Below are 22,827 nucleotides of genomic sequence, written 5' to 3'. Positions count from 1 at the left end.
CAAAGGCCCTCGTAAGCCGTGCGCGCAATTGATGCGCGCTTCCTGCGGGCGAGCGCACGCTCAGGCGGGTAAGCGGCGGCACCTTCGGCAACAAATCGGCAACGCGGCGTTTTCTGTACCTCTACTTTTACGCGTTCTATCAGCGATGATGTTTATGATTGTACAAAATGCACAAAGCGAATCGGTGGTTTTTTGGGCAAGCGAACGATGACGGCGGTTACCGGGCTGCGTAGACTGTGCGCCGTCATTTTCCACCATCATGAAGCATCGAGACGTATCAGCGTGGCATACAAACATGATTCTATGCATCCTTGGATTTCCTCTCAAATATCAGGGTTTCCGCAGGTGATGAACGTTGTTCGTATGCCATCACCCAGTCGCGAAATCCCGAATCGGCTCGTGTATGAGCGGATATTTTCCGCCGCAAAAGTTGTAAATTCGGTTGTAAACCTCGCGGATTTACAACTTCGTACACTTTAGCTTACGCGGCACCATCCGTCATGCGGAGCATGTCGCCCCTCACGTCCTCGAATCCAAGGTGGGTGTACGTGTTGTATGTCACGCTAATGTCTGAGTGCCCCATGATGTACTTGAGCTTCGCGGGGTCCATCCCCTTTCGAGCCATCTTGGAGCAGAACGTGTGTCGGCAGACATGCGGGGTAATCTTGGGAAGCTCCTTCTTGTAGATGCTATTGTGCTTACGGAGAGAGAGTTGGAAGTACTTTTCCCAATGCATCGCAACCTTCGGCATGCCGTTTTTGTCCAGAAGCAGGAATCCGCTCACCCCGTCAACGACGGGCTCGGCGGGTGGGTTGGCACGCTTTTGAAGGATTGCCTTGAAGCATTTCTTGACTTCCTCGGACATGGGTACGTATCGCTCGCCGCTTTTCGTTTTGGGGCGTTCGATGTAGTACCTCATATCGCTGCCCCTCTGCAGCTGCTTGCTGACGCGGATGCTTCCGTTTTCGAAATCGAGGTCAGATTTTGTGAGGCCGCAGAACTCCGAGATGCGCAGCCCCGTGTTGAAGAGGATGTAGAACGCTTCGTAATATCGCGAGTAATGCTTATCTCCCTTGATGAAATCGAGGAACCTGCGCTCGTCCTGTGGTGACAAGGCCTCGCGCGCAATGGAGTCGTTGACAAGCACGGTGGCGAGCTCGAAGTTGAACGGGTTGCGCCTGATGAGGTCGTCTTCCTCCGCAAGCTGGAAAGCTGGGCGAAGTACTCCTCGAATGCAGTGAATCGCACTGTAGCTTTTCCCGAGCTCGTCTTGAAGATAGATGAGCCAATTCTTCGCGTCGAGCGTCGTTATATCGCCGATTTTCCTGCTTCCGAACTCGTCCCTGGCAAGAAAGTTCATAACCGTCTTATAGCCCGCGCGCGTAGTCGGGCGCACCGCCGTCTTAGTCGCGACGTACTTTTCAACCAATTCGAGAACGGTCATCCCGCTTGGTGCAACGCGGTCAAACAGATCGCGTTGCACCTGCTTCTCGATTTCGCGGAGGCACGGCCCCGACTTTTTGCCCTTGGGAGGGAGGTCGTGCGTGGTAAGCGTCCACGAGTACTTGTACTTCGTCTTGCCTTTCACGTCTTTGAACTTGAAATAGTACTGGCCGTTCGGGCGCTGCCCCTCTCCTTGGCGAAGGATGCGCCCCTTGCTGTCTTTCCTCGTGGGCACTCTTGTCACCTCCTCTCCTTATGGATGCGCCCCGATGCTACTTCGCTGGTGCATCGGGGCGCATAATTGCTAGTGGTACGGGCTACGTTGAATGACTTTCGAGATTCCTAGGGACGATTCGTGCTCCAATGCATTCTGTTCCAATACAGCAGGTCGCACGCGAAGTAATAGCGACGTGAGGAGTCGCCGTTCAAGGTGAGGAACGTGGGGCCGACGCCGTTGATTCCGTCCACCATCAGCTGCAGAAGCCCGTTTCTTCCGAGAAACTTCACTGCATCCTCCTCGCTCACAACCAACATGGAACTCCCAATCATGTCGTATGCGGAATTCTCGTACGCATTTTCGGTGCCTTGCTGTTCGTTCATTCGAGCCTCCTTTTCACTCGGCGTTGCTTGCAACGCAATTTCATTACGAGCCGAGATTAATTGCGTCGCCATGTATCCGCAAATCGAGAAAAGCCTGATAAACGAGCATTTCTGTTTGCATCCATTCATAAATGAGGAGAAAAAAGTCGATGCGATTTTTCAAGATTCATAAGGCCTTCACGTGCGCGTTTTGCCGCATTCCAGCATCTCGCTTCGCTCGATGCCCGTGGGTTTATTTGTACGAAGTACGCGGGCGGTGGGCATGGGGGCTGTCGGCTATGCCGACCGCAGCGCAAGCTGCGTCAGCCCCCCTTATGCCCTTTTGCCGTTTTTGCCCCCGAAGCGTAGAGCGGAGGGGGCAGCGGCGGTTTCGCCTCGTTTATGCCGCGAAGCGGCGGCGAACCACCGCGCTGAGATTCATCGATCAGCTTTCGCAATCCGCGCAGTTTGCGAAAGCGGCGCGTTTCCCCTTCGTTTATGTGCGGTCATTCGGCGCTCGCTTTCGCGGCGCGAAGCCCTGCGCGACGACGTTTCGCAAGCTGCGCTTAGCGCGCGGCTGAGCGAAAAAAATATAGGGTGCGGCGATTTCTCGCCGCACCCATGGGGTACGAATGGCTAGTGAATCTCGGGGGCGGGCAGGATGGACCAGCTTGTGCCGTAGGTTTTCAATCCCCATACGTGCAGGCAGAGCTCGCCGTCGTAGAACACCGGCTCGTCGGTGTGGTGCATGAGGAAGCTCGGGTCTTGCACGATGTACCACTGGAAGATTTCCTCCCAAGGCGCCCAGCTGCCGCCCACCAGTTCCATGGGGCGGTAGGCCATCTCGTTGGCGAGCACCATGCCGCCGCAGGTCTCCGCGAGGTCGGCGTACGTCTTTATCCCGTGGTCGCTCACCGCGCGCCTCCTTCCAGCTCCTCGATGACGCGCACGACGCATGCGCGGATGAACCGCAGCTCCCTGACCGTGATGTGCATGGAGAGCATGTCCGCGTCGAGCTCCACGCGCCCGAACTCGTCCACAAAGCGCCACTCCATCACGTTGTCGATGCACCTCAAGGTGCCCTCGAGCCCCTCCCTGTCCTCGAGCGGCTCCTTCCTGCGCATCGCGTTCCTCTCGCGCTCGAGCTGCTTGGCCTTCGCCGCGCTGATGCGAGCCGTGCGCTTGAGAACCTGAATACGCCACTCCGTCTCTTCCTCGATGCTGAATTTGTCCTTATCCTTATCTTTCATGTTCAGCACCTCCCTTCGCGCGACCTCCCCGATGCCGCAGGCATACTCACGGCGCAAGACGTGATCTGCTGCGGAATCGGGGATCAGGGCGCGACGGGCGCAGCACGAAAACGAAAAGGCCGCACCCGAAAGCGGATGCGGCCAGTACGGTCATGTTGGGGTTGCCCGATGGGCGGCTTGCTAATCCACCTCTATGCCCTCGGCATCGGGCGCGTCCCACGTGAAGCCCGCGTGCCCCTCGTTCACGACGGTGGCGAGGCCAGAATACCCGCCAAAGGTCGTGTCGAGAACCGTCTGCGTGGTCGAGTAGTTGGGCGAGTACAGCCCGATGGCCTCGTCGGAAGTCGCAAAGGCGCTCTCGGGAATCTCGGCATCGTTGTGCCAGCCGTAGTCCACCAGCACGCGGAAGCGCGTCTTGGGGCTTTCGAGGTCTGTCGTATCGCCAGCCTCTATCTGGTAGAAGCTGAATCGGGGTGCCGCGAAGCGGATTTCCTCGCCCGATGCGACGTTGCCCGAGCCGTCGGTTTCAAGGGCGAGCGTGTAGGGCTGCGGCTGTGGCTCCTGATACTCAGCCGCCTCGTTGAACGCCTGACCCTCGTTGGCGATATCGAGAGAGTTCTTCGTGTTGTCCAGTGCGGTTTGGAACTCCTCGATGGCCGCTGCGCGCTCCTCCTCGGGCACGGCCTCGATGCCGTAGGCTCCGTAGCTGTTCATGGAATCGTAGGTTCCCGCGTCAGCCTCCGCTTTCAGGGTGTCGTAGCACTGCTGCCACGCCTCGATGGCTTCGGCAGTGCTGTCGATTGCCGCCTGCTTCTCGGCCTCGAACACCGCCTTGTCCTGCTGCTTGGCGAACTCGATTATCTCCTCGTCGGAAAGCCCGTTCAGGTCGGCGAAGGTCACGCCGTCGCATTGGTATGCCGTCACGTTGCCGTTGCCGTCGAACGCGAGGATGCGCTCGATTTCCACGTCCTTCCCGATTTGCTCGTCACCGTCGTACTGCATCCAAACGCCCGCCTGCGCGAACGCCTGCGATGCGGGCACGGGCTCGCTCGCACTGCTGGCTGCACCGCCCGCACCCTCGCCCGAGCCGCCGCACCCGACCAGCCCGAGGCCAGCCACGGTTACCGCGCCAACCCCGAGCAGCTTCAAGACGTTTCTTCTCGTGTATTGCCTCATGGATGATTCCCTCCTTTTCGTGTATTGCCTTAGGCTACGAACGCTCCGCCCGATTTTTTGCCGCCAGAATCAGACCCGCCGAAACAAGTAGCAGAGCAAGAGCAGGCAGGCCGATGAGCGCGAACGTGCCGTCGCCCGTCTGGGGAAGCTCGTCCTGCGCGCTTTCCTGAGCGGAGCCCTCGTTCGCATCCGCCGACCCATCGGGTCGGTCGCCGCCCTGCGGCTTGTCCCCGCCCGTCTGCGGGAGCTTGGCGATGGGCTCGGTCTTAGTCTGGCCGCATGCCGCGCAGGTGTACGTCCTCACGCCCTCGGCGCTCTCGGTGGGCTCCTTCGTCACAACGCCGCCGTCCCAGATGTGCCCCGTTGCGGCAAGCTCCTGCGACTGCTCGGCTCCGCAGATTGCGCAGGTGCGAATCTGCTCGCCGCTCTCCGTGCACGTGGGCTCGGCCACCGTCTGCCATTCTCCGTAGGTGTGCTCGTCGCCGTCGATGGCGTGGAAATCGACCACGTTAACGCCGACTTCCTGCCTCCAGTCCGCGTACTCCTCGGCAGCGGTGCCCGTGTACCCGATGATGCAGCCACCCAGAATGGGCGTGCCTACGAACTCGGTGACCGACTTGGGCACCCACACGTATTCGAGGCTGCCGCATCCGTTGAGGAACGTGGCGGGAATCTGCGCCACGCCCTCCTCGATATATACGGTTTCAAGGCTGTCGCAGCCGTAGAACTGCGCGTTGCCGCCGCCCCATTCAGAGCCCGCGGGGATGGTCACCGAGACGAGGCTGTCGCAGTCGATGAACACGTCCGAACCCCATGTCACGTTCTCGGGCAGTTCGATTTCCGCGAAGCCCGCTCCGCCGAACGCCACGTTTTCCACGCGCTCCAAGCCGTCGTTCAAGTACACCTCGGTGAGCGAGGGGTTGTCGGCGAACGCACTCACGCCAATCGTTCTCACGGTGGAGGACATGGTCGCCTTCTGCAGGCTGGCGTAGCTCACGCCGCCTCGCGTGGTGAACGCCATGCTGGGCACCTCGGTCACACCTTCGGCAACCATGACCTCCTTGACCTGCGCGGCGTACGGCTCCCATTCGTAGGCCCCGCCCGCGCTTATCGGGGCTATGTCCTCGGAAAGCGTGAGCACGCCCGCATCGTCCAGCGACCAGCCGTCGCCGCCCGCCACCTCCACGGCGTACGCGGGGCGCGCCGCCAGAAATAGCAGCAGGGCGCATGCCGCGAGCAGCGCCGCAAAACGCGCCGCTCTTCTCGTCCGTTCGGTTTTATCCATTGTTCCGCTCCTTTGCGCTTGCTGTATACGGTGCTCGAAAGTGGTGGCAGCCGCCATACGGGCTACTCCACATAGGCTGCCCGCTGCATGGATCGTGGCGAAAACCGCCATGATCCATGCAGCGGGGTTCGACGGCGGGCCGCTACCGCTTGCCCATCGCGTTGGCAATCCAGTCGAGGTTGCTGCTGGCGCTTGCGGTGTTTGCGTTTATCTGCTGGGCTTGGCTGAGAACCTGCCCCTGCATGAACAGATTGCCTAGCTGCAGCATGTTGCCGATGCGCTGCTGGTTGAGAATCTGCTGCTGCCCCTGCTCCATACGGCGCTGATGCCGCTCTGTCTCGTAGAGGTTGACCATCTCCTGCACGGTGCTCGCGCGGTGGTTGCGCACGGCGGTAAGGAAGAAGTCCACGGCGTCGATGTTGTCGTAGTCCATCGGGTACCACGGCGCGACTTCCGCAGCCCAGCGCTGCTGCACGGCGAAGATTTCCTGCTTCGTCTGCTCGATACTCTGCGCGAGCGCTTGGTTGTTGGCCTCCACTTGCGCGTTGCTCTGGTCGATGGTGGCGTTCTTGCGCTCTCGCCCCTTGTCAGCGGACTTGGAAATGACCCCGTACAGAACCGCGCCGATGATGGCGGATAGCACGAGATTGACGATGTTCCAAACCATCACCTGAAGCTCCATGCCGCCTGCCGAGAAGAACGGGATGGTTATCGGGTACGTGATGGCCTTGAGCGGCGTGCTGGTGATGAGCGCGAACGCGATGAGGAAGCCCGCCACGGCGTAGAGCACGGGGTGACGCTTGGTCTTCTTCTCCGTCTTGGCAGCGAACTGCGTGCTCAGCTGGTTGATGCGGTTCTGCAGCCCCACCACGCGGTGCATCAAATCGTGCGCCGTGGCGACTCCTGATAGCAAATCTTCTTGGGATGTACTGTATAAAGGATGGTTTACACTATCTACTATATTACATCGACTGACGACTCATTTGTGGCAACGTGACAGCCGGCAGAGGAAAGGAGACACATATGCAATGGGGCATGGCACATTGGGAGGTGGTCATGCCTCGCCTTATTTGGTTTCCCGACAAACAGGAAGCTGTTTCACTTGATTTCGATAGAAATAAAATCTAAAACATCTCATCTAATAAAATGTAATAGTTAATTTTTTTATAATCCGGTTCAAGTCCCAACATGTTAAAAAAGAATTTTTCATAATCAGAATCAGGATAATATTCTCGAATCTCTCTGACACAAAATGCTATATCCAACCATTTGTCTGCAACTCCGCATCTTGCCAAATCATAAAAATATATTCCATCATCAGATACAAAAAAATTAGCGCTCATATCTCCATGAGAGAGACACAGTTCTTCTTGAGGTTGATTTTCGCAAAGCCACTGATATAACGTCATTGGATCATCAAATTCTGTTGTGTCTTCCCAATTCGATACATCAATATCGGCAATTCTGTTATCCAAAAGATATTTTAGTTCTTTTAATCGAACATCTATTTTGGATGAAAATGGGCAGTTTCTTATATCTATTGCTTGTAGCTGATGAAGTGCGTTTACCAAGCACTCAATATATTTTATTGGATGATCAATAAAGCAATCTATGTGTTTCCCTCTTAACTCACTCATGATCAAATATTCTGAATGTTCTCGTACTCCGTATTCGATTACATCTGGTACTTTCAGTTTATCGGATAACCACATCATCATCTCAGCTTCTCTTTTCACGCTGTATGTGGTTTTTGAAAATATATCGTCAATTTTTTTCAGATAGCATACAGTATTTTTAAGCTGGCATTTATATACTTCTGCCGGAGACATACCCTCTGAACATTTTCCCAGAATTTGAATTTCATCGATATATCTCACTTTAGTTACCTCGCAAAATCAGATTTATCAATCCATGGAAACTTCTAAAATTATAGCATGAAAAGAAAATCGGTTTCAAGTTGTCCTGATCCTGCGGTGTAGTTATATTAAAAGGGCGCACTTGATCCCCACCTTGCGGGCGGTGGTACTGCCTGCGGCAGTCGTGCGCTCTACGAGGGGAAAACGGCTGCCTTTTTCAGCAGGTAGCGAAGTATCAAGAAACCGGCTTCGCCTTGCGGCATCCTTGACACTTCCCCTGCACAGTGCTGCTGACCAACCAAGAGGGGTTGACACCCCTCTGCTTTTTTAAAACCGTATTGAAATGCAAAAGAACCCCTTGAAAAATCACGTATTGGCTCCCCATACGCTCTAACCTTTCTCTCGCCCTACGGGGCTGACTCACCCCAACAAAGTGCTCGGCGCAGCTTTTGCTGCGCTTCTGTTTTCTTAGTTAAACTATATAGGCATAAAATAGCCTATGCGAGCTATTATAACCGACAAGAATCGCCCATAGGATTCAAGGCAACTTGATTTTGATGGGCGGTGACCGCATGAGATACTTTGAGATAGGCCAACGCATCAGGCGATACCGCAAGGCGTGCGGACTTTCACAGGAGGCGTTGGCGGGAAGGGTCGGCATCTCCGTCACGCACATGAGCCATATAGAGACTGGAAATACGAAGCTGAGCCTGCCCGTGCTGGCGAAAATCGCCGAAGAGCTTTCGGTAGGGACGGACGCGCTTTTAACGGACGAATCGAAGCCCGACAAGGCGGCGCTTTCGGCGGAAGTGCGGGAGATTCTAGATTCGTTCGAGGCCGACGAACTGGCCGTGGCAATTGAGGTTCTGCATGCGCTCAGAAACGCGCTCGCGAAGCAACGCGACTAGGGGGCGTTTCACGCAATCAGATTTGCACCCGCCAAAAGTTGTAAAAAAGTTGCACAGGGCTCAAAAGATAAGGGCAAACCGCTCATTTATGAGGCGGTTTGCCCTTATTGTCAGATGTTGCCGTGACAACTGCATATGACGAGAAGGAGGACTGCATGGAGCTAACGAGGCGTGGTTTCCTCAAGGGTTCGCTTGCTGCCGGCGGTTTGGCTGCGGCAGGCATGCTCGCGACGGACGGCTGGCTTGCCCCGCAGAAGGCGTACGCGGGCATTGGCCCGGCGGGCGAGACGAAGGTCGCCTACGACGAAGAGCACATCGCGTGCACGTACCATCAGGAGCACTGCGGTGGCATGTGTCCTTTGCGCTGCACGGTGCGTGACGGCCGCCTGGTTAAGGTAGAGCCGAACCACTGCGTGGACGACCGCTACGAGACGATCTGCCTGAAGGGCATCTCGGAGGTTCAGCACATCTATGGTGCGGGCCGCGTGCAGACGCCCCTCAAGCGGACCGGCGAGCGCGGCGCGAACGAATTCACGCAGGTGAGCTGGGACGAGGCGCTTGACGACATCGTGTCCCAAATCAAGGAAATCCAGAAGCGCGACGGCAAGGACGCCGTTATGGTAACGGCCTCAAGCGAGGCGAACATGCCCTTCCTTGCGGCGCTTTTAGGCGCGCAGACCGGTGGCAACACCGGCATTGACGTGGGCACGGGCAACGGCCTTGACCCCGCCATCGGCTTCGGCGGCGGCTACGCCATGGCCACGGGCGAGGCGCGCGATTGGGTGAACTCCCGCATGGTGCTTACCGTGGGTAGCAACTTCTGCGAGTCCAGCCTGCCGCAGGTACGCCTGTTCTTCGAGGCCAAAGAGGCCGGCGCGAAGATGGTGGTGGTCGATCCGCACTTCTCCACCACGGCGGGCAAAGCTGACGAGTGGGTGCCTATCGAACCCGGCACCGACGCGGCGCTCTTCCTGGCTATGACCAGCGTTGTGCTTGATGAGGGGCTGACCGACGAGGCGTTCATGACCACGCACACGTCGCTGCCGTATCTGGTGGACGACAAGGGTGCGCTCGTGCGCGACCACGCCGAGGACCCGGCCGCCGAAGAGCCCGAAACGGGCGAGCAGAACCCCTTCTTTATTATAGATGCCGCAACCGGCCAGGCTGTGCCCTATAACCAGCCGGGCGTCACGCCAAAGCTTTCCGGCACCGCCGAGGTCAAGGGCGCGAAGTGCCGCACGGCCTACGACCTTTTGGTGGAGGGCCAGAAAACCTACACGCCCGAATGGGCCGAAGGTATCACGCATATTCCCGCCGACAAGATTGTGGAGTTGGCACGCGCCTATGCGAAGGGCCCGTCGTCCATCGCGCTGGGTTGGGGCGGCAACGACAAGATTGGCAACGCCGACATCGCAGGTCACGCGGCTGCAGTGCTTGCCGGCGTGACCGGCAACATCTGCAAGCCTGGCGCGAACATTGGCGTGTTCGTGGGTGGCTGCTGGAACGGCCGTTCCACGTCGCTTGGTGCATGGGAGTTGCCCGAGGATATGACAACCGCCACCGACGAGATGGCCGCCTACGACATGCGCGAAAAGCCCAACAAGGTGAAGGCGTACATCTGCTGCGGCGATATGATGGCGCAACACTTCGCCAACATGGCCAAGACCGAGGACTGGGCGCGCTCACTTGACCTCATTGTGTCCATCGACCCCTACTTCACCGAAGGCGCGAAGTGGGCCGACTATGTGCTGCCGGCCACCACACGCTTCGAGCTGGATGCTCCCGTGGGCAACGCCAAGGTGGGCTACAACCAGCTCGTGCTGCAAAACAAGGTGATCGACCCGCTGTTTGAGGCCAAGACCGACTTCTGGATTCAGAAGGAATTTGCGAAGCGCCTTGGCGTGGACGACGCCCTGCCGAAGGATTCGGTCGAACTAGTGGAAACCATTCTCTCTGGCGCGGAAGACCCCGAGATCAGCACACTCACGGTGGACAAGATCAACGAGCACAACGGTGCCTGGCCGCTGCCCGGTATTGAAGAGCCGCGCCAGGAATACGCCGACTTCGTCTTCGACACGCCGTCGGGCCGCTTGGACGTGTACTACGAAAACCTCGCCCCCTACGGCCAAGCGCTTCCCCAGTGGGAGCCGCCGCTTGAGGCCTACGCCGACAACCCGAAGCGCGCCGACTTCCCGCTGCAGCTGGCGAACGTGCGCACGCGCTTCCACATCCACAACCAGTTCAACGATGCGCTGTGGATTCAGCAGTACTTCGAGCCCACGCTTGATGCCAACCCGGCCGACCTAGAGGCACGCGGCCTGGCCACCGGCGACACCGTGGAGGTGTTCAACGACCGCGGCAGTTTTGCGGTGTGCGTGCACGGCAACCCCGCCATCCGCTCGGGTTCGGTGCGCCTCGTGGAAGGTGCCACGGCCGATTACCTGGTGCGCGGCAACATGCAATCCGTCACGAACGACGCGCAGGTGGAGCGCGGAAGCGAGCTCATGTGTGGGCCCGTCATTCCGTTCTCCGACACGCTCGTCGAGATCAAGAAAGCGTAGGTGATTCGCCATGACGAAACTGGCCATCGCCATTAACCTCAACCGTTGCGTGGGGTGCCACACCTGCGCCAACGCCTGCAAGATGCAAAACAACGTGCCCATGGGCATGCTCTGGAACCGCATTCTGACGAAGGATACCGATGTCATCGACGGCGCGGTGGGGGAGTATCCCAACCTCAAGCGCGTGTATCTGCCCGTGCAGTGCCAGCACTGCGAAAACGCCGCCTGCCAAAAGGTGTGCCCGACCGGTGCCACGTACAAAGACGAAAAGGGCCGCGTGGAAATTGACTACGACAAGTGCATCGGCTGCCGCATGTGCATGGCCGCCTGCCCGTTCAATGCCCGCGTGTTCAACTGGACCGACCCGGTGCGCGAACCCGACTGCAACTACGGTGACTCGCGCGTGCCCGTGCGCGGCAAGGGCGTGATGGAGAAGTGCACGCTGTGTAAGGAGCGCACGGACGACGGCGACATGCCCATGTGCGTGCGCGTATGTCCCGCCCGCGCTCGCACCTTCGGCGACCTCGACGACCCCGAAAGCGACATCTCCAAACTCGCCCAATCCACCGAAGCCCACCACCTACTGGAAGAAAAGGGCACCAGGCCCCAACTCTTCTACATCGGACTTTAGGTTCCGTCGGCCTGACGGCCGACGGAACTGGTCGACGCTGCGGTCGCCCGCAGCACCCGATCTTCGCACGATCACGGAGGCTCACGTACCTTGCGTACGCTTCGCCTCCGCGATCCCGCGAATCTCGGGCACTGCGGGCACCCTCGCTGACTTACTACGCCAACCAGTGGGTTATGGAAGGAACTACTATTATGCAGTTAACGAATACTTATAAAATCGCGTTTGTGGTGCTGGGCGTGTTGGTGGCGCTTGGTGTGGGCGCGTATGTGTACCAGTTTATCGGCGGCCTCGGCGTCACCGGCATGTCGAACGGCACGTCGTGGGGCCTCTACATTGCCAGCTTCATGTTCTTCGTGGGCCTGTCGGCGGGCGGCCTCATCGTGGCCTCGTCCGCGTCCATCTTCCATGTGGCTGAGTACAAGAAGGTGGCGCTGCCGGCCATTATCGTGTCGCTCATCTGCATCTGCATCGCCGGCGCATTTGTGCTCATCGACCTCGGCGGCATCGTGCGCATCTTAAACCTGTTCGCGTCGCCGAACTTCATCTCGCCGCTTCTGTGGGACATCTGCGTCATCACAACATACCTGGTCATCAACCTGATCTACCTGTATTTCATGACGTCGAAGAAGCCGGGCGCGAAGGACAAGGTGGCCATCGTGTCGCGCTTCGCCCTGCCGGTTGCCATCCTCGTGCACTCCGTGACCGCGTGGATCTTCGGCCTGCAAATTGCGCGCGAGGGTTGGTACTCCACCATCATGGCGCCGCTCTTTGTGGCATCGGCCATGGACTCGGGTCTCGCGCTTTTGCTGCTCGGCCTTCTGTGGATGAACCGCGCGAAGGTGTTCGCCACCTCGAAGAAGCTCATCGCGAACCTGGCGGGCCTGTTGGCCGTCTGTATTGCGGTTGACGGCTACATGGTGGGTTGCGAGGTGCTCACCATGGCGTATCCCGGCACCGAGCACGGCATGGCGGTGTTTGGCGAAATGGTGTCCGGTGCCACCGCACCGTTCTTCTGGATTGAAGTTATCGTGGGCGTCATCATTCCGTTCACCATCCTTGTGTTCGCGAAGAACCGCCGCCGTACGGGTTTGGTGGCGCTGGCGTGCGCAGGCGTGGTGGTCGGTGTATTCTGCAAGCGCATATGGCTCTTGTTCACCAGCTTTATCTATCCGAATGTGTCCGGCGCGCCGGGTCTCATCTCCGGCTCAAGTTCCACGCGCGGCGTATTCGGCATGGACGGCTGGGCCGTGGCCAGCTCCTATATGCCCACGCTCCCCGAAATCCTCATTGTGGTAGGCATGATAGCCCTCGGCATCCTGGCCTTCCTTATCCTGAGCAAACTGCTCCTCACCTACAACCCCGCCCAAGCCGAAGCCGACGACGCCGCATGCGTCTGCGAGGTGGAAGTAACAAAGCAACCGTCCGCGTTGTAGAAATGTCTGGCTGCGCGCGTACTGCGTATCTGTGAAGTGCGCGCGCAGTATAGAGTGCCCAATAAGTTTTCAAGCAGGGATATCCTTGGCATTGTTTACATATTGTTCTGAAAGAACAGGGGCTTGCTTTATGAAAGACGCCCCTTCCCAAATTGCCTCCAAAGACTATACTGTTTATTATATTCATCATTTTGAGGAATAGAGGTCTTGCCCATTACTGAGAGCGAGGTTGGGAAAAATGCTGCGCAGTTTCGGAAATAGTCTGCTAGGCAAGAGAGTTGCTATAGCGACGCTTGCACTTGCTCTTGCTGTTGGCATGGTTCCTGTCTCGACGTCAGAAGCTCGCGACGTTGAAAATCTCGCGGGGGGGGGGGCTTTTAAGTAGCAAATCTGTTGCGGATGGTGTGACGCGGTTTCACGAACAAGCATCCGCCAGTGTTTCACTCGCTCAGTATTCTCAGCCTGCCGCTGGCGAGATTCGTTCCTGTGGTTTTACATTCCGCGTGCTTCCTGATGCGGAGTCTGTTGCGTTGGTGGGTTGGTATGGCGAAACGCTTGAAAGCGATATCGTCATTCCCTCCTGTGTTTCGAGCGGTTCTGATTCATACGCCGTTACAATAATTGGAGATCCCGCAAAACAAAACCTTTTCGAGGGCGCACCTATCGAATCCATTTCTATTCCAGCTTCTGTGGAAACTATCTTGGATGGAGCGTTTTCAGGATGTTCTTCGCTCTCATATATCACTGTTTCATTGGATAACGAAAACTATGCGTCCTACGATGGTATGCTGTTCTCGAAGGACCTTTCAAACCTTCTGTTCACTCCCGAAGGTAAAAAGGGTGTTGCCTATATTCCTAGCCAAACTGTCTTAGTTGCGGCTGAAGTTTTTTCCCAGTGTTCGGGACTTATCTCCGTCGAAGTAGAAAAGAGTAGCGTCGCCTTCTCTTCCTGGAATGGCATTCTTTACTCAAAGAATAGGGAAAACCTCGTAGCATGCCCTCCGGGCGTAGGTGTTTCGGCGGTAATTGCTACGCAGACACATGCGATTGCCCCGGGTGCTTTTAGTGGATGCTCTCTTACATCAATTATTGTATTGGGTGATTTGAATGAGATTTCTCCCGAGGCGTTTGACAATGCTTCTAAAGACACAGTTGTGGCTCTTGTGGGCTCGGAAGGCCATCAAGAGGCAAGGGGGATTTGGGAAGATGCCGGCTTTTCGCGGTTCTCCAACTCTGCATTACCAGGCGATCTCTCCTTGCAAGGTCGTTTTAAAGAAAGTGATTCCACGGCCGAGAATAAGGGTCTCACTAGTTATGGCCTTTCATTTACGTTGCTGGATGATTACACCCTTTCCGTTTCATGGATGGGTCCGGGTGAGCCTGCCGACGATTTGATAATTCCTGCTTCGGCTCAAGTTGGAAGCGTTTCCTATCGTGTCTCATCTATTGCTCCCAGAGGTTTTGCTGGGTTGTTGTCACTTGAATCTCTCAAGCTCCCTGAGGGTATAGCATTGATCGGAGAGGGCGCGTTTGCGGGCTGCTCGAACTTGGCTTCTATTGAATTCTCTCAGGGTCTGATGGAGATTGGGGAGCGAGCTTTCGAAGCAACGGCACTTGCAGAGGTGTGGATTCCAGACTCGGTTGTGGCTATCAAATCTCGCGCTTTTGCATCCTGTAATTTACTTACGCGTGTTGTCACCCTCGGTTCACCAGAGGTTGCAGTTGATGCTTTTGTTGAGTGCTCGAATGTTTCACTCTATTGTCCGCAAGGGTCCGAAGAAGTTTGGAAATCGACCGAATTGACAGCGGGTAGTACTGTTCAGCCTTTCGGAATTGAACTTGCTAAAGAGTCACTTATTCTTATGGTTGGTGAAGAGGGAGATCTTTTCGAAGGAGCATTTCTTGAGCTACCCGAAAACGTCGAAATTATCTATTCTTATGCTGCTGCGCCCTTGTCAATTGACGCCGGTACGACACGAGGGAAGGCTCAGGGTTCGACTGATGTTGTAGTAACGCTTGCACTGGATGGGATTGAAATTGCCCGCAGCTCACGATTTGTTGAGGTACTACCAAGTTCACAGGCAACAACCGAAACCATTTCAGTAAGAAATTCATCCCTTTTACCGTCGGCTTATCTCATTAGCGCTCGTGCTGTTCAACTCAGCGTTACGGCTCCTGTTGTGGTGACGTTTGGAGACGGGGAGGGGTATGACGTCGCTAATCCAACGGCGAGTGTAACTTCAAGCAGTCAGTTCGAAAATTATTCGGATTTTCCAGTTGCTATGGAAAGCCTCACCTGTGTTGACGCTGGTGCTACTGAAGTGCTTGAGGCGAAAGCAGACGCTTCGGATATCACTGCACAGAACCTGTTTAGTCTCTATCCGAAAAAAGATGATTCTAAAGCTATTTCTTTTGGCCTTGGTCCTACGGTCAGCAGTGTACAACCTGGTCAGGGTGATTTTGTTATAGCTTCTAACAGTTCGCTCGAATGCACCTATCGCTTAAATCTGAATAACGCGAGCGTAAAGGTTGGGGCTGCCGATTACGGTATGAGTGTCAAACCCCTTGCTACTGTTTCATATATGTTTAAACGAGATGGCGGGGGTGGCACTGAAGAGGATGTTTTCTATCTCAAAGACTCGAAATCGGGAGTTGTGTATAGCATTGCTGACGTGAAAACTCACGCTAACAGTATTGCGGAGTATGGAAGCGAGTCTCCCTATTACCTTATGTACGCTGAATACCTTGCAGACGAAACTGCTTATGAATGCAAGACCGTTTGGAACAAAGTTGCGTACGATGTTCGTCTTGTTGGCATCAATCATGACATTTTGACGACCCCTGTTGATAGGAGAACAAAGGCTGGCCTCACTTTCCAATTTGTCAATCTTCTCGAATCAATATATCCCATGAACGGTTCAAACTCCAATTCGGGGGGATGGGGTTCGAGCGCATTGCATGCAAGTATGAACGATGGCGAGATTTGGGATATGGTTCCATCCGAACTTCGAGACGCACTTGTTCAGGTCGAGAAAAGCTATGGCAGTGAAAGCACTTCTACCAGCTCTTCGGTCAGCGTTTCTCATGACACACTCTTTCTCATGACCTATTACGAATACACCGGAGCGGTATTTGATGGATGGTCGAAGTATCGTTGGGTTACAGAAGAAGGCTATCGTTATGAGTACTATCAAAATAAACCCATTCAGACAAGCGGCCCTAATAGCTTGATGGAGAAAGGGAAGCAATTGACACCGGATGATAATACAAGTTGGTGGATGCGTTCAGTCCGGCCAAACTTCCCAGGTGATTTTATGGGAGTGTACATCAATGGTGACCTGGGTCTGAGCGGAACACGTTCAGCGTCTACGCCCTGTGGCGTGTGTCCCTGTTTCTGCTTCTGATTGCGCACGGGTTTTGAGATGGGCACTGCATTTATCATCAAACGAGCAACAAGAGAAAAAGCACTTTGCATAATGAAAGTGCTCATGGCTTTTATTGTTGTGGCATGTTTGTTGATGTTGACTGTACCGAGAAGCGCCTATGCCAATGCTTCGCCAGGGAAAACACAGCTGGGCTTGCGTATTACCGACTCATCGAAATCCCAAGGGTCGGCTGAGGATGGTCAGCCAGGGTCAACCTTGCTTGGCATCCGCGTCACGACGTCTTATGTTTCTGTGTGTGTTCAGTTTGCTAGTAACGGAGGCTCCGAAGTAGAATCTCAGACAATTCGAAAAGGCGATCAGGCTGTCGAGCCGGCAATACCACAGCGCGACGGATACACGTTCTCTGGCTGGTTTTCAGATGCTCTTCTCACGGAACGGTATGACTTCGGTTCTGCAGTTGCGGGGGATATGGTGCTCTATGCAAAGTGGGATGCCGTTATCTCGTGCAAGGTTCCAGCTGCGGCCGAAATACTGATTGACGCGACGGGTCGGATATCCAGCGAGAGCATGTCTTTTACGTCTTCATCAGTTGTGCCCTTGGAGATAAGTGGAGCCGTTAGTTCTGTGCGAAGTGGAGCCTCTTTGCTCATACCTCACGATACTGATAGAGCTGCTGTTCAAATTGTACTTACTCCCGATAAAGAAGGGACCAATGAGGTGATGGTGCCCTTGGACACAGCGGGCAAGGTAGTAGCACTTGGCTTCGTTATTCCGGAGCGTCAAGGCGACCAGTTGGGCGCGCTTTCCGTCTCTTTTGGATTATCTTTGCCCCAGAGTGCGAGTATATCTTATGTTGTTAACCCTCTTGAAATTTCAGCGGTAGAGTATGTTGTAAAGATTCTCGAATAAGAGCACCCTTCAGCTTCAGCATTTTGCGCTTTCTTAGGGTCGTAATCTTCCTCTGTTTAAATGTGGTGAGATTGCGAGTGGCCTGGTGGGGTCACTAGGCAAGCGGGGCATAATATGGTATAAATTGCAAAGCAAAGCGCACGGGATGGGGCTTTAAGCAGGTGCGCACCATACTTTCGAAACATGAGAAAGTGGGCTTGTTCCCGCTTTCTTTGTTTGTAAAGGGTAGTATGCCGCCTTTCAGGAGACATACTACGCAGCACAATGGCACGGCGTTGCGCGGGAAGGCGCAACGGAGGCGAGAGGAGACGGACGTGCTCAGCAAGAAGGAACAGCAGCTGCTCGACGCGCTGACTCCCCGGGCTGACCAGGAGGGCGTAGAGCTGGTGACCGTGGAGGTGGTGGGTGCGAAGAAGGCGCCGACTATCCGCGTGTACATCGACACGGCTGACGGCGTGAGCTTCGACGAATTGTCGGCAGCCCAGGCGTGGATCAACGACCTCATGGACGAACTTGACCCGTTCCCCGGTGCCTATACGCTGGAGGTTTCTTCGCCCGGCATTGACCGCCCGCTGCGCACCGCCGAGCACTTCATGCGGTTCGTTGGCGAGACGGCCGTGGTGAAGTCTGCGCCGCAGGATGGCCGCAGCACGTTCACGGGAACTATCGTTTCGGCCGATAGCGACGGGGTAGTCCTCGCCGTTGACGGCGGAGACGTGCGCATTGCGATAGATGACATTAAACGCGCCCATCTCAAGGGCACGATCGATTTCAGCTCTTAGGAAAGGACGAGTAGACGTGGCAACTTCAGAACTGATCGAGGCTTTGCAGGCATTGGCCCACGAGCGCAAGATCGACGAGTTCTACCTCATCGAGCGCTTGGAGCAGTCGCTGGCCAAGAGCTACGAGCGCATCCTCGACCTCGAGTGGGATGCCCGCGTAACCATCGACCGCCAGACCGGTCGCATCTACGTCTACGAGCTGGTGCCCGTAGGCGAGCCCGATGAAGAAACCGGCGAGTACGCCGAATTTGAGGAACGCGACGTCACGCCGGCCGACGTGAGCCGCATCGCCGCGCAAAACGCCAAGGGTGTCATTGCGTCCATCGTGCGCGAGGCGGGCCGTCAGTCCATCTACGAGGAATTCTCCGATCGCGTGGGTGACCTTGTGACGGGCACAGTGCTGCAGGGCACACCGGACTTCACCATCATCAAGATTCGCGACGGCGTGGAGGCGGAACTGCCGCACTACGACCAGAAGCGCAACCCGAACGAGCGCAACGAGCGCCCCTCAAACGAGCACTATCGCCACAACCAGCGCCTGAAGATGCTCATCATTGAAGTGCGCGACCCGAATTCCGACGCGCCGAAGATGCGCGGTGAGCAGGCACGTCCTGCTATCGTGGTGTCGCGTACGCACCCGGACCTCATTCGCCGCCTCTTCGAAATTGAAGTGCCGGAAATCTACGAGGGCCTGGTGGAGATCAAGTCCATCGCCCGCGAGCCGGGTGCGCGCTCCAAGATTGCCGTCGCGTCGCGCGAGACGAACCTTGACCCGGTGGGCGCCTGCGTTGGTCCCAAGGGCAGCCGCGTGCGCATGGTGGTTGAAGAGCTGCGCAACGAGCGCGTGGACGTCATCCAGTGGAACGAGGACCCGGCCAGCTACGTGGCCAACGCCCTTTCGCCCGCAAAGGTGACCAACGTTCTCATTGATGAAGATAACCATTACGCCACCGTGGTGGTGCCCGACGACCAGCTGTCGTTGGCCATTGGCAAGGAGGGCCAAAACGCCCGTCTGGCCGCGCGCCTCACGGGGTGGCACATCGATATCAAGAGCGCGTCGTTTACGGGCGAGCCGCTGGTCAACGGCGATAACATGCTTATCGACGAAGACGCGGATGCCGAAGATGAGGCGCTGTGCGGTTACGTGAGTGAAGACGGCGTTCGCTGCCGCAATCACGCACGGCCGAACAGCCGCTACTGCGGTGTTCACGCGGATCTCGACGAGGCCTAAGGACTACGGGGTAGAACGCACCATGGCGGAGACAACGAAACGGCAGCGCAGCTGCATCGCATGTGGAAAGCAGGCCGGCAAGACCGAGCTGTTCCGCATCGTGCGCGGCCCGGACGGCTTCGCCGCGTTCGATAGCACGGGCCGTGCACCGGGGCGCGGGGCGTATGTGTGCTCCCAGGAGTGCTTCGCCACCGCATGCAAGACCAGGAAGCTTGAACGGGCGCTGAAGACGAAGCTCGATCACGAGGATTTGGAACGAATCGCAGCCGAGGTGTCTTCGGCGCTGCGCGAAGCGTAAAGGAAGAGGAGTGGTATATGGCCAGCATGCGTGTACATGAGTTGGCGAAGGAATTCGACATGACGAGCAAGGAATTGCTCGATAAGCTGCATGATATGAAAATCCCTGCGAAGAGCCATGCGAGCATGCTCGCCGATGCCTACGTGGCCAAGATCAGGAAGAACTTAGAGCCCGAGATCAAACAACGTGCGGGCCAGCTTGAAGACGAAGAAGCGCGCAAGCTTGCTGAAGAGCGTGCCGAGGCCGAGCGCAAGAAGGCCGAAGAAGAGCGTGCCCGTCGCGAAGCGGTAGAGCAGGAGCGCGCCGCTCGCGAAGCGGAGCGCGCCCGTCGCGAGGCTGCCGAGGCGTCGGGGGAGGCCCCGGCGGAAGGCGAGGGTGGCGGCGGCGACAAGCCCACCAAGGCTCCCGTTGCCTCCCCGTTCGAGAGCCTGGCCAGCCAGATTGAGAGCGAGAAGGAGCGCGTGGCCCGCGAGGCCGCCGAGGCGCGCGCCCGTGCTCGCGCCGCCAAGGCTGCGGCCGAAGTGGCGAAGAAGCAGGCCGTGGAAGAGGCGCTGCGCCAGCGCAACAGCAAGGGCAAGAAGAGCACCACGCAAGCGGCACCGAAGAAGCCCGCTCCCGTGCTGGGTGCCAAGAAGGCAGCAGGTGGCTTTGACTCGCTGCTTTCGCAGATTGAGGCCGAAAAGCAGCGCATTGAGGCTCAGAAGAAGCAGGGCGGCAACGCGCAGGCTGGTCGCGGTGCGGGTGCTGGTGCAGGGGCTTCTGCTAATGCGCCCCGCAAGGGTGGCAAGAAGGGTCGCGGCAAGGCGGCCGGTTTCGAGCAGGTTGTGCCGGAGCTTGAGCAGCAGCGGGCCACGGGCGAAGATCGCTACGCCCAGATGGCTGTGCAGGCAGAAAAACTGCAGCGCGACAAGGTGCTTGCCGAAGCCCGCGCAGCCGTGGCAGCTGCCACCTCGCATGAGGGCGAAGGCCGCCGCAAGAAGCGCAAGGAGAAGCGCGAGGCCGAAAACCGCGAGCGCTTGGAGATGGAGGCCATTGAGAAGGGCCTCGACCCCACGCTCGTGCTGGACGATTCCGTGGTGGAAATTCCCCAGGGTACGACCGTGGCCAAGTTCGCCGAGCTTCTGGGCGTGCAGCCGAACGACATCATCAAGCGTTTGTTCCTGTTGGGGCAGGTGCTTACGCTCACGCAGTCGATGGCTGATGACATGATTGAACTTATTGCCGATGACATGGGCCGCAAGGTGCGTGTCGTGTCGCCGGAAGAGGAATACGCGGTGGTCTACCACGACCGCGACGAGGACTTGAAGCCGCGTCCGCCGGTGGTTACCGTCATGGGTCACGTCGACCACGGCAAAACCTCGCTTCTGGACGCCATCCGCGACACGGGTGTTGCCGCAGGTGAGGCGGGCGGTATCACGCAGCACATCGGTGCTTCCGTGGTGGAAATTGACGGCAAGCAAATCACCTTCATCGACACGCCGGGCCACGAGGCCTTCACGGCCATGCGTGCGCGCGGTGCGCTTATTACCGACGTTATCGTGCTGGTGGTTGCCGCCGATGACGGCGTTATGCCGCAGACCATTGAGGCTATCAACCACGCGAAGGCGGCTGAGGTGCCCATCGTGGTTGCCGTTAACAAGATTGATAAGCCCGGTGCGAACCCTGATCGCGTGCGTCAGGAACTTACCGAGTACGGCGTTATCCCTGAGGAATGGGGCGGCTCGAACATGTTCGTGGAGGTGTCGGCCAAGCAGCGCTTGCACATCGACGACGTGCTGGAAACCATCATTTTGCAGGCTGACGTGCTGGAACTGAAGGCTAACCCCGATGCTGAGGCCTCTGGCTTCGTCATCGAGGCAAACCTCGACAAGGGCCGCGGCCCCGTAGCCACCGTGCTCGTGCAGCGCGGCACACTGCACCCGGGCGACGTGGTGGTGGCTGGCACGTCCTACGGACGTGTCCGCGCCCTCGTTGACCCGCGCGGCAAGCACGTGGATGCCGCTCTGCCGGCCGACCCGGTGGAGATTCTTGGCCTCAACAGTGTGCCGGTTGCCGGTGACGAATTCCGCGTGTTCGAAGACGAGCGCGACGCCCGCAAGCTGGCCGAGGAACGCGCGCTGCGTGCCCGCTTGGCCGAGCAGGATGCCAAGAGCCACATGAGCCTGGACGACCTGTTCAGCCGCATTGAAGAGGGCAAGCAGACGGACCTTAACCTCATCGTGAAGGCCGACGTGCAGGGCTCCATCGAGGCGCTGCGCGACGCGTTCGACAAGATGGATCAGTCCGAGGTGCGTATTAACATCGTGCACTCCGCCGTTGGCGGCATCACCGAGACCGACGTCACGCTGGCCTCCGCCTCCGACGCCATCATCATCGGTTTCAACGTGCGTCCCACGGGCAAGTCGAAGGTGCAAGCCGAGAAGGAGAAGGTGGACATCCGCCTGTACCGCGTCATTTACCAGGCCATCGAAGAGATCAACGCAGCGCGTGTGGGCTTGCTGTCTCCCGATATCGTGGAGGTGGACACCGGCATCGCCGAGGTTCGCGAAACCTTCAAGGTGCCGAAGGTAGGCACGGTTGCCGGCTGCTACATCACCGAGGGCGAGATCAACCGCGACGACAAGGTGCGCATCGTGCGCGACGGCACCATCATCTTCGAGGGCACCATGGCGTCGCTGCGTCGCTTTAAGGATGATGTGAAGTCGGTGAAGCAGGGTTACGAATGCGGTATCGGGATTAACAACTTCCAGGACCTTAAGGTTGGCGACACGATTGAGGGCTACCAGGTGAAGGAAGTCGAGCGCACCGAGTAAGTTCAACCCGAAGGTTTACGAGCTGCCCCGCGGATCTACCTGCGGGGCGGTGAGGTGGGTGAGGGTCAACCTGGTCCGCGAAGCGTCCGGCACTACTCAGTCGCTCGGACAGTCCTGAGCTCGCACGAAGCGTCCACTGGACGCTTCGGCTCGTGCGGAACTCGCTTGGTGAGCAGTGCCGAACACTTCGCTGCGGCACTTTCTCAAACCTCGCCCGTCTCGCTTTGAGGCAACTCTGTGGTTACCGATCAAGCAGTTTGTGGCGAGTAAGCTATTCGCGCGGTAA

At 57.3% G+C, this 22,827-nt stretch carries 18 protein-coding genes; 10 read left to right on the top strand and 8 right to left on the bottom strand.

The window, feature by feature from the left end; all coding sequences use genetic code 11:
- Nucleotides 1–481: 481 nt before the first annotated feature.
- From QNJ86_RS01450 to aph(3')-VIIa, 8 genes are all read right to left on the bottom strand, one after another.
- Nucleotides 482–1,687 (bottom strand): site-specific integrase, encoded by a 1,206-nt coding sequence (locus tag QNJ86_RS01450; RefSeq protein WP_283830789.1) that lies wholly within the window; start codon nt 1,685–1,687, stop codon nt 482–484.
- Between the two features lie 98 nt (nt 1,688–1,785).
- Nucleotides 1,786–2,043, bottom strand: coding sequence for a hypothetical protein (locus QNJ86_RS01445; RefSeq protein WP_283830788.1), 258 nt, complete (start codon nt 2,041–2,043; stop codon nt 1,786–1,788).
- A 615-nt stretch (nt 2,044–2,658) separates the two neighbouring features.
- Nucleotides 2,659–2,937, bottom strand: coding sequence for a hypothetical protein (locus QNJ86_RS01440; RefSeq protein ID WP_283830787.1), 279 nt, complete (start codon nt 2,935–2,937; stop codon nt 2,659–2,661).
- Entirely contained in the window at nt 2,934–3,272 is a 339-nt protein-coding gene (locus QNJ86_RS01435; RefSeq protein ID WP_283830786.1) for a cAMP-binding protein, read from the bottom strand. Before QNJ86_RS01435 ends, QNJ86_RS01440 begins: the two co-directional genes overlap by 4 nt.
- A gap of 180 nt (nt 3,273–3,452) precedes the next feature.
- Complete coding sequence (locus QNJ86_RS01430; protein ID WP_283830785.1) at nt 3,453–4,448, bottom strand: hypothetical protein; 996 nt, start codon at nt 4,446–4,448, stop codon at nt 3,453–3,455.
- Between the two features lie 34 nt (nt 4,449–4,482).
- Nucleotides 4,483–5,733 carry a leucine-rich repeat protein gene (locus tag QNJ86_RS01425; protein WP_283830784.1) on the bottom strand — a complete coding sequence of 417 codons (1,251 nt, stop codon included), beginning with the start codon at nt 5,731–5,733 and terminating at the stop codon, nt 4,483–4,485.
- A gap of 142 nt (nt 5,734–5,875) precedes the next feature.
- Nucleotides 5,876–6,646 carry a hypothetical protein gene (locus QNJ86_RS01420; RefSeq protein WP_283830783.1) on the bottom strand — a complete coding sequence of 257 codons (771 nt, stop codon included), beginning with the start codon at nt 6,644–6,646 and terminating at the stop codon, nt 5,876–5,878.
- A 211-nt stretch (nt 6,647–6,857) separates the two neighbouring features.
- On the bottom strand, nt 6,858–7,610 hold the full coding sequence (gene aph(3')-VIIa / locus QNJ86_RS01415; RefSeq protein ID WP_283830781.1) for an aminoglycoside O-phosphotransferase APH(3')-VIIa: 753 nt from the start codon (nt 7,608–7,610) through the stop codon (nt 6,858–6,860).
- Nucleotides 7,611–8,161: 551 nt separating this feature from the next.
- On the opposite strand from aph(3')-VIIa, the gene QNJ86_RS01410 reads away from it, so the two are divergent.
- The 10 genes from QNJ86_RS01410 (at nt 8,162) to infB (ending at nt 22,541) form a co-directional block, all read left to right on the top strand.
- Entirely contained in the window at nt 8,162–8,497 is a 336-nt protein-coding gene (locus QNJ86_RS01410) for a helix-turn-helix domain-containing protein (protein WP_283830780.1), read from the top strand.
- Between the two features lie 155 nt (nt 8,498–8,652).
- Complete coding sequence (locus QNJ86_RS01405; protein ID WP_283830779.1) at nt 8,653–11,058, top strand: molybdopterin-dependent oxidoreductase; 2,406 nt, start codon at nt 8,653–8,655, stop codon at nt 11,056–11,058.
- Between the two features lie 10 nt (nt 11,059–11,068).
- Complete coding sequence (locus QNJ86_RS01400) at nt 11,069–11,689, top strand: 4Fe-4S dicluster domain-containing protein (RefSeq protein ID WP_283830778.1); 621 nt, start codon at nt 11,069–11,071, stop codon at nt 11,687–11,689.
- 191 nt (nt 11,690–11,880) lie between these two features.
- Nucleotides 11,881–13,122, top strand: a complete 1,242-nt coding sequence (nrfD, locus tag QNJ86_RS01395) for an NrfD/PsrC family molybdoenzyme membrane anchor subunit (protein ID WP_283830777.1) — start codon at nt 11,881–11,883, stop codon at nt 13,120–13,122.
- A gap of 299 nt (nt 13,123–13,421) precedes the next feature.
- Nucleotides 13,422–16,526: a leucine-rich repeat protein gene (locus QNJ86_RS01390; RefSeq protein WP_283830776.1), complete on the top strand. Its 3,105-nt coding sequence runs from the start codon at nt 13,422–13,424 to the stop codon at nt 16,524–16,526.
- Between the two features lie 18 nt (nt 16,527–16,544).
- Nucleotides 16,545–17,417: an InlB B-repeat-containing protein gene (locus tag QNJ86_RS01385; protein ID WP_283830775.1), complete on the top strand. Its 873-nt coding sequence runs from the start codon at nt 16,545–16,547 to the stop codon at nt 17,415–17,417.
- Nucleotides 17,418–17,731: 314 nt separating this feature from the next.
- A complete protein-coding gene (locus QNJ86_RS01380) occupies nt 17,732–18,199 on the top strand; it encodes a ribosome maturation factor RimP (protein WP_283830774.1) in 468 nt (155 codons plus the stop codon).
- 16 nt (nt 18,200–18,215) lie between these two features.
- On the top strand, nt 18,216–19,430 hold the full coding sequence (gene nusA, locus QNJ86_RS01375; protein ID WP_283830773.1) for a transcription termination factor NusA: 1,215 nt from the start codon (nt 18,216–18,218) through the stop codon (nt 19,428–19,430).
- 22 nt (nt 19,431–19,452) lie between these two features.
- Nucleotides 19,453–19,728 carry an RNase P modulator RnpM gene (rnpM, locus tag QNJ86_RS01370; RefSeq protein ID WP_283830772.1) on the top strand — a complete coding sequence of 92 codons (276 nt, stop codon included), beginning with the start codon at nt 19,453–19,455 and terminating at the stop codon, nt 19,726–19,728.
- A 17-nt stretch (nt 19,729–19,745) separates the two neighbouring features.
- The gene (infB, locus tag QNJ86_RS01365; RefSeq protein WP_283830771.1) at nt 19,746–22,541 is read left to right on the top strand and encodes a translation initiation factor IF-2; all 2,796 of its coding nucleotides are present in this window, start codon (nt 19,746–19,748) and stop codon (nt 22,539–22,541) included.
- The last annotated feature ends 286 nt before the right edge of the window (nt 22,542–22,827 follow it).

Source organism: Gordonibacter faecis (assembly GCF_030077735.1).
GTDB lineage: Bacteria > Actinomycetota > Coriobacteriia > Coriobacteriales > Eggerthellaceae > Gordonibacter > Gordonibacter faecis.
This window is presented reverse-complemented; position numbering and strand designations above follow the sequence as displayed.